A 1,630-nucleotide genomic window follows, 5' to 3' on the forward strand; every position below is an offset into this window, starting at 1 on the left:
GGTCCAGCTCCTGCCCGTGCATTTCCACGTGGACGAGCCGCACCTGCAACAGCTCGGGCTGACGAACTACTGGGGCTACAACACGGCGGCGTTCTTCGCCCCTCATCCCGGCTACGCCACCGAAGCCGCCCAGGCCGCCGACGCCCACGCGGTCCAGGACGAGTTCAAGGGCATGGTCAAGCTGCTGCATGCCGCCGGGCTCGAGGTCATCCTCGACGTCGTGTACAACCACACCGCCGAGGGCGGCACGGACGGTCCCACCCTGAGCTTCCGCGGCCTGGGCGAGATGCAGTACTACCGCAACGACGGCCACGGCAGGTACGTGGACACCACGGGCTGCGGCAACAGCCTGAACTTCGGCGAACCCCGCGTCGTACAGCTGGTGCTGGATTCCCTGCGCTACTGGGTGAGCGAGTTCCACATCGACGGGTTCCGCTTCGACCTCGCCGTCACGCTGTGCCGTAACAGCGCCAACGAATTCGATCCGCGGCACCCCTTCCTCGTCGCCGTCGGAGCCGATCCGGTCCTGTCCGGCGTCAAGCTGATTTCCGAACCCTGGGACGTGGGCTACGGCGGCTGGCAGACCGGCCGGTTTCCCGCCGGGTGGGTGGACTGGAACGATCATTTCCGCGACGCCGTCCGCAGCTTCTGGCTCGCCGACCGCGCAGCGATCGACGGCGGCGGCAGCGGCGGCCCGGTGGCCCGCCTCGCGGACGCCCTCTCTGGTTCCGCCCGGCTGTTCGAGTCCTCGGGCCGGTCCCGGCTCGCCTCGCTGAACCTGATCACGGCCCACGATGGCTTCACCCTGGCCGACCTGACGGCCTACGACCGCAAGCACAACGAGGCCAACGGCGAGCAGAACCGGGACGGCCACGGCGATAACCGCAGCTACAACCACGGCTTCGAGGGCCCCACTGAAGACGGCGAGATCCTGGCCCGGCGCGCCCAAAGCAGGCGGAACCTGATGGCCTGCCTGATGATTTCCCAGGGCGTACCCATGATCACCGCCGGGGACGAGATCTGCCGGACCCAGCAGGGGAACAACAACGCCTACTGCCAGGACAATGCACTGACCTGGATCGACTGGACCAGCACCACGGAATCCCATGCGATGCTGCGCACCACCAAGCGCGTCATCCGGCTGCGCAAGGAGTTTCTGGCCAGCCAGCCGCATGATTACCCGGCGCGTGACAACCAGTCCTACTTCCACTGGTTCGATGTGGACGGCCGGCCCATGTCCGCCGACACGTGGCATGACCCCGGCCACCGGGTGATCCAGCTCCTGCTCGGGTCCGACGACGGGCACGTCGACGGCCTCGTGGTGGTCAACGGCGGCGCCGACGACGTCAAGGTCACCTTGCCACGGCTGAGCAACGAGGACGGCACCGGGCACCGGCTCTTCGAACTCCGCGTGACGACGTCCGAACTCCATGACCGGCGTCAGGGCGCCCGCGTCGCCTCCGGTGAGCGCGACCTCGTCCAGGCCAACACGATCAATATCTACCGCACCTAAACAATTCGAGATTAAGGACCCCATGAAGATTTACTCGGCAGAGACCTGGACCATCGAAGAACTCACGGCGCAAATCGGCGACGCCGGCCGGCGCGCCCTGGTTGTCCCCGCCGCCGA

Annotated in this window: 1 protein-coding gene; it reads left to right on the forward strand. The window is 67.1% G+C overall.

The genetic code is table 11. The features are described 5' to 3' along the window. Positions 1–1,513 (forward strand): glycogen-debranching protein (locus tag LQV45_RS30795; RefSeq protein WP_230011076.1); only part of this gene is annotated, 1,513 nt, incomplete at its 5' end. Positions 1,514–1,630 lie beyond the last annotated feature (117 nt).

The organism is Microbacterium sp. Bi128, from assembly GCF_918698205.1.